At 37.0% G+C, this 6,705-nt stretch carries 7 protein-coding genes; 4 read left to right on the forward strand and 3 right to left on the reverse strand.

Annotated elements, in window-relative coordinates; all coding sequences use genetic code 11:
- Positions 1-160: 160 nt before the first annotated feature.
- Complete coding sequence (locus ABWO41_RS14000) at positions 161-1,321, forward strand: iron-containing alcohol dehydrogenase (RefSeq protein ID WP_353139230.1); 1,161 nt, start codon at positions 161-163, stop codon at positions 1,319-1,321.
- A gap of 96 nt (positions 1,322-1,417) precedes the next feature.
- A complete protein-coding gene (locus ABWO41_RS14005; RefSeq protein WP_353139233.1) occupies positions 1,418-2,587 on the forward strand; it encodes an anhydro-N-acetylmuramic acid kinase in 1,170 nt (389 codons plus the stop codon).
- A gap of 204 nt (positions 2,588-2,791) precedes the next feature.
- Here ABWO41_RS14005 and ABWO41_RS14010 read toward each other — a convergent pair whose 3' ends face one another.
- A complete protein-coding gene (locus ABWO41_RS14010; protein ID WP_353139236.1) occupies positions 2,792-3,391 on the reverse strand; it encodes a porin family protein in 600 nt (199 codons plus the stop codon).
- Between the two features lie 93 nt (positions 3,392-3,484).
- Here ABWO41_RS14010 and ABWO41_RS14015 point away from each other — a divergent pair, with 93 nt between their 5' ends.
- The gene (locus tag ABWO41_RS14015; RefSeq protein WP_353139239.1) at positions 3,485-3,700 is read left to right on the forward strand and encodes a hypothetical protein; all 216 of its coding nucleotides are present in this window, start codon (positions 3,485-3,487) and stop codon (positions 3,698-3,700) included.
- Here the strand turns inward: ABWO41_RS14015 and ABWO41_RS14020 are convergent.
- Both ABWO41_RS14020 and ABWO41_RS14025 read right to left on the reverse strand, forming a co-directional pair.
- Positions 3,695-4,048 (reverse strand): MmcQ/YjbR family DNA-binding protein, encoded by a 354-nt coding sequence (locus ABWO41_RS14020; RefSeq protein ID WP_353139242.1) that lies wholly within the window; start codon positions 4,046-4,048, stop codon positions 3,695-3,697. The two genes, ABWO41_RS14015 and ABWO41_RS14020, sit on opposite strands and share 6 nt — an antisense overlap.
- A 10-nt stretch (positions 4,049-4,058) precedes the next feature.
- The gene (locus ABWO41_RS14025) at positions 4,059-4,877 is read right to left on the reverse strand and encodes a hypothetical protein (RefSeq protein ID WP_353139245.1); all 819 of its coding nucleotides are present in this window, start codon (positions 4,875-4,877) and stop codon (positions 4,059-4,061) included.
- A gap of 112 nt (positions 4,878-4,989) precedes the next feature.
- Between ABWO41_RS14025 and pepT the strand changes: the two genes are divergently transcribed.
- On the forward strand, positions 4,990-6,261 hold the full coding sequence (pepT, locus tag ABWO41_RS14030) for a peptidase T (protein ID WP_353139248.1): 1,272 nt from the start codon (positions 4,990-4,992) through the stop codon (positions 6,259-6,261).
- Positions 6,262-6,705 lie beyond the last annotated feature (444 nt).

The raw sequence follows: 6,705 nt of genomic DNA on the forward strand, positions 1-6,705 counted from the left end.
CACCGGAAAACACCCAGGGATGTCTTTGAAGCACAGCCTTTTCTTTAGATTTTTTTAGAACGATCTCAATCATACAATACAAAAGTAAATATTTACACGAAACGTTATTGTATTGATCTGCGTTTTGTGATAACTTTGATTTACACTTATCTTCCTCAATATGTTAAATTTCGAATTTAAAAATCCCACCAAAATCATATTCGGAAAAGGCGAAATCAAAAAAATTGCAACAGAAATTCCTAAAGATGCCAAAGTCTTAATGGTATATGGCAGCGGTAGTATTAAAAAAAATGGAATCTATAGCCAGGTAAAAAAAACACTGGCAGAGTTTGATTTTCTCGAATTCGGCGGGATCCCGGCAAACCCAGAATATAGTGTTTTACTAGATGCCCTGGACATTATTAAGAAAGAAAACATCAATTTTATTTTGGCCGTTGGCGGCGGCTCTGTGATAGATGGTGTCAAATTTTTGTCTTCCGCGGCTTTATATGAAGGAAATGAGCCATGGGATATTTTAACCAAGTCCATCAGGACCTATAAAGGTATTCCTTTCGGTACAGTTCTTACCCTCCCTGCCACAGGATCTGAAATGAATTCCAGTTCTGTAATCAGCAGAAAAGAAACCAAGCAAAAATTGGGGATGGGAGGCCCCGGACTCTTTCCCGTGTTCTCTATTCTTGACCCGGAGGTGGTGAGGTCTATTCCTCAAAGGCAAATTGCCAATGGTATTACAGATGCTTTTACACATGTCTTAGAGCAATATATGACCTATCCAATTGGTGCACTGCTACAAGACAGGTTTGCAGAAAGCATTATGCAGACTTTAATCGAAATTGCGCCTAAAATTATATCAGATCCTTCGGATTATAATATGGCATCTGAATTTATGTGGTGCTGTACCATGGCTCTCAACGGACTTATTCAAAAAGGAGTTCCCGGAGATTGGGCTGTACATGCCATGGGACATGAACTAACCGCGCTGTATGGAATAGATCATGCGAGGACACTCGCCATTATTGCACCCCGTCATTACGAGTACAATATAGGGTCAAAAAAAGAAAAACTAGCTCAATATGCCGAACGAATTTGGGCAATCAAATCTGGTGATACGCTGGAAAAAGCAAATGCCGCAATTGAAAAAACAGAAAAATTTTTCAACTCATTGGCTATAAAGACCAGACTTTCTGAATATACTGATGATTATACCGATACGGGTAAATTTGTCGAAGAAGCATTTATAAAAAGAGGATTAAATGGCATAGGCGAGCATCGTTCTTTAACCCCAGCCGATGCCAGAAAAATTATTGAAATGAGCTACTAGTAAGGCTAAAAGCAAAAGGCGGAAAGTTAAAAGCGGTATGTTGTACTAATGTGCCAAAGGCATCCATTCAGAAACTTAATGAACCGGTAACTTATAATGAACAACATCGAAAAGCTATATAAAATAGCTCAAAAAAAAGAGCGTTTGATAATTGGCCTGATGTCTGGCACTTCTTTGGATGGGCTGGATATTGCATTATGCAAATTCTCAGGGAGCGGTTTAAGTACCAGGGTAACCTTACTTCAATTTGAAACAGTCCCTTATCCAAACGTTTTTAAAGAAGAGATCAAGAAAATATTCTCTAAAAAAATGGTTGATCTTGAATTATTATGTTTGATGAACGAAAAAATCGGTCTGGTGCATGCAGAATATATCAACCAAACTTTAAAAAAATGGGAAATAACGAATTTACAGATAGATGCCATAGCAAGTCACGGACAAACGATATTTCATTCACCTTTTATTAAGCATCAAAATCCAGAGTATCCAAATGGAACACTTCAAATCGGAGACGGTGACCATATTGCTGTTAAAACAGGAATTATAACGCTAAGCGATTTTAGACAGAAGAATATAGCAGCAGGAGCTGAAGGAGCTCCTTTGGCCGTTTATGGCGACTATCTGCTTTTTAATGCTGCCGAAAAAAATACGGTTCTTTTAAATATTGGCGGAATAGCAAATATCACTTATTTACCCAAAACAGGAAAAGTGTTTTCGTCAGACTTAGGCCCCGGTAATACTTTAATAGACCAGTTTATGCAAAGAGAATTTGGCTTATACTTTGATAAAGACGCCGAACACGCTAAAAAAGGCACTGTAGATAAGAGCTTATTGACTGCATTGATGCAAAACCCATTTTTTGAAGCTAAACTTCCGAAAAGCACAGGTCCTGAACTTTTTAATCTGGAATATCTGGATAGTTGTATAGCAAAAACAAATGCCAAAATTTCTTCATTTGACATCTTAGCAACACTTTGCGAATTTACTTCTACGGGTATTTCCCGAGCTTTAAAAAACCTAGATACAGGTTTTGATTTGATTGTAAGTGGCGGAGGAATACATAACCCTTTGATTATGGATAGACTGAAACATCATCTTCCATTGGCGAATTTTAAAAACATAGAGGAATTTGGAATAAGTGCTGATGCAAAAGAAGCCATACTTTTTGCTTTGCTGGCAAATGAAACACTGGCAGGAGAAACTGTGGATTTTAAAACCAAAACAGTTCCAAATATATGCATGGGAAAAATATGCTTCCCTAATTAACGAGTAAAGATCAGGCTAAAAAATTTCAAATATCTCAATTCGAAAGCATCCGTAAGGAATTTCTTTCGAAAACACTTCTGTAGATTTCTGCCTGCTGGCAGGCAGAAATCTAGCTTCATCATTGAGATGACAGGATTTTAAACCTTTGAATATGCTTTCTCAAAATTATCTCGCTAAACGTGAATCTTTCGCGTATTTATACCCCTACAGTATTTTCCAGCCTAAACTCAAATGAACCAAATTTTGCTTCTGGCCGTCGTTTTTATTGATATCCTGTAAGCCTGTTTCGTACCTTAAATCTACCGATATATTCCCTATATCAACACCTGCTCCTGCTTGTAAATTTGTAACGAAATCTCTATATCTGTAAAAGTCTATATCGGTAGCCTGACTAAAAGCACTTTCATCTGTATCTAAATTAAATTGAAAAGATGGCCCAGCCATTAGCCGCAAATTGAAATTTGTTAAACCGAATTTGGTTCCTAATAAAACAGGAAGATCTAAAGTTGTGAATTTAACTTTTCCTGTTTGTTCCACAGAAGAACCATTCTCTTCAAATTTTAATTCGGCACCTTTAGAGCCCAGATAAAGTTCCGGCTGCAGATAAAAAGCATTTCCAACCCTGGCCCAAACTCCCAGATTATATCCTAAAATTCCGGATTTATCAATTTCCTGGTTTTTTGCCTTAATAGTGGAATAATTAAGGCCGCCTTTTATACCAACATTGAATTGTGCATAAGCAGCTGAGTGCGACAATCCCATTGCCACAAACATTAGAAGAATACATTTTTTAAGGTTTTTCATAATTTTAATCATAGGTAATTTAATAAGTACATTAACGCTTTATATTTAACAGTATTATTCTATTTTTGTGTAGAAACATTTCAATTTATGTTTATGGCCGATATTACTATTGATATTAAGGATTGGGAAAAGTTGAGTTTAAAGTTAAGAAGGAAGTATAACCATCTGACAGATGAGGACTTATTCTTTGAGTCTGGAAAAGAAGATCAATTAATTAACCATTTGGCTTCCAGATTACATAGAAATAGGGATTACGTTATTTTTACTTTAAAAAAAGGGCTGGTAGATTTAGAGAGTAACCGCTTATAAGTTATTAAAAACGTCTCTTATTTTCTTAGGCAAGCTTTTTACTACCAACCAATAAGAGTCATCAATCATTTTATATAATTGTCGGTTGTTTAATCTACCGTTTAGATATACAGTGTTCCAGTGCTTTTTATTCATGTGGTATCCGGGTACAACTTCGCTATATTCTTCACGTAAGCGTATTGCCTCTTCAGGATCACATTTCACATTGAAACTATCAGGATTATTCAGGTTAATAAGCAGGAATATTTTTCCTTCCACTTTAAAAACCAGCGTTTCCGTATCAAAAGGAAACCCTTCAGTTACTCCCTGTTTTGCTATACAGTATTCTCTGATTAGTTCCACATCCATACACTAAGGCTTAATAGTACAACGATCTGGTACCGAACATATATTTAAGAGAGATTCCAAAGACACTGTACATATCTTTAGCTTTGTTATTGTAAACCTTTGGATCATCATTAAAACCATCAATATCGTCAGAGCTGGTAAACACAGTTTTCAAATTAACCCCTAACAATACTTTTTGTTCATCATACTGGTTATAAAAAACATGGTTATAACCTATGGTAATAGGTATTACACTCACATTCTCCAATTTCTCCTTTCCTATATCTCCGGCATGTTGCCTATATCCCGCAGGGTTATAAATTTTTCTTTCGCTTTCGGGAATATTCAGGTCGCTTGTTTTATCAATCCCTCCCTTATCAACAGTTATATTTGGGATGAACGGTTTTACCTTATTTTTACCACTAAGAATACCATAACCTATTGATAAGTTTAATCCCCTCAGAAGATAAAGTATATCATTATACCTGTAATCCACAAATTGCCCCAATGCCACACCAGCTCTTAGCTCTATCGTACTAAAATCAGAGGTAAACTGTCTGTTATGCTTATCGGGCCCATCCTTCAACTGATTGATGTTATATTCAACTCCCGCATTTAAAAAAGGCGTAAAATAATAATCCAGGGAAACACCGAAAGAAGGAGCTTTGTTTATCATCAGGCTCTTTTTGTTACTGTTAAATGCTGCCAGACCTTCGTCATAATTCAAGCCCGTAAACGCAGTTGTCAATCCGGCGTTTACACCAATCGCTATATTATAAAACTGAGATTGGGCCAGGACATTAGCAGCACCAATAAAAAACGTAACAATAAGAGTAAGCGTTCTTTTCAAATTACAAAATTTAATAAGTAAATAGCCATCTTTGTAGATTAGATCTTTCTACCAGAAAAGCTGGCTAAAAATATCTTAAAATTTTCTTTTATCAAAATGTAATTTCTTCAAAATGAACATAAAACACACTGTTACTCAGCGCTTTTTAAAATACGTTCAGATAGACACACAATCAGACCCGTTATCTGCTACTGTTCCTTCTACAGAAAAACAAAAAAATTTAGGAAAACTATTAGCAAAAGAGTTATTAGAGATAGGTGTTAAAGACGCAGAAATAGACGAGCATGGTTATGTCTATGCAACGATTCCTTCTAATTCAGATAAAAATGTACCGACAATATGTTTTTGTTCACACATGGATACTTCTCCAGATTGTAGCGGCGCTAATGTTAAGCCAATTATCCATAAAAACTATCAGGGAGAAGATATTATTCTTCCTGATGATACATCCGTAATTATAAAACTGGCTGAACACCCGGACCTTAAAGAGCAGATTGGAAACGACATAATTACGGCAAGCGGGACTACGCTTCTTGGAGCTGATAATAAAGCGGGAGTGGCCGAGATTATGGATGCGGCCCACTATTTTGTCAATAACCCACAAATAAAACATGGCAATATAAAAATCTTGTTTACACCTGATGAAGAAATTGGACGGGGCGTAGATAAGGTAGATCTTCATAAACTAGATGCAAGGTTTGGCTATACTGTCGATGGTGAAACATTAGGCTCTTATGAAGATGAAACCTTTTCTGCTGACGGCATGGAAGTAATTATTCATGGTATAAGCGCACACCCCGGCTTTGCTAAAGGAAAGATGGCAAATGCTATTAAAATTGCTGGCGAAATTGTCGCTGCATTACCAAAAGATCGGCTTTCTCCTGAGTCAACAGACAAAAAACAAGGTTTTATCCATCCAACCAGAATTGAGGGTGAAGTCGAAAAAGCTATAATAAGTTTTATAATCAGGGATTTTGAAGACACATTGCTTATTAAACATGAGGAGGAAATTAAAGCAATTACAAATCGCATTCTTAAGCATTACCCGGAAGCAAAAGCAGAGTTTGTTGTTAAGGAACAATACAGAAATATGAAAAAGGTGATTGCTCAGCACCCGGAAGTAAGTGAATATGCTTTAGAAGCCATAAGAAGAGCTGGTTTAACTCCAAAGCCACAAAGTATACGAGGCGGTACCGATGGTTCCAGGTTATCTTTCATGGGATTACCTTGTCCTAATATCTTTGCCGGAGAACATGCCTTTCACAGTAAACAGGAATGGGTTAGCATTCAGGACATGGAAGCTGCTGTAAGAACAATTGTTCATTTAGCTTGTATTTGGGAAGAGCGGACGGAAATAACACAATCTGAGCAAGCAACAAAATGAACCGGCAAACACAATACTCCTTCCCCCTTCCGTCTTAACGAAGGGAAAGGAGTGTAAAAATATCATCCCACAGCAACATTACACAAATAACGCTCGTGAATGTAGATTACAATACTTGTTCCCTTTTAGAAAGCACCATTTGACTTTTACTTTCGCTTTAGAATACTTAAATTAGACTCTCTTCCCAACAACACAATTCTTGTTAAATTATTTTCCTGTTTCCAAAGTCTATAAAAGTCCACAAAACTCCGTAAGAGTCCGCAAAAGTCCGTCATGTGCCGGACTTGGTTCGCGCTTGGTTCGTACTTGCTCCGTCCCTTCTTCGAGTACTGCTCGATGAATCTTCGATAAAGGTTCGAGGAACGTTCGGCGCTTGCCGAAGCGCAGTCGAAGGAATCTCGAAGAAACCCTGGAGCAAGTACGAAGCTGTCTCGAATTTGTCTT

The sequence above is a fragment of the Pseudopedobacter sp. genome, assembly GCF_040392825.1.
In the GTDB taxonomy this organism is placed as follows: domain Bacteria; phylum Bacteroidota; class Bacteroidia; order Sphingobacteriales; family Sphingobacteriaceae; genus Pseudopedobacter.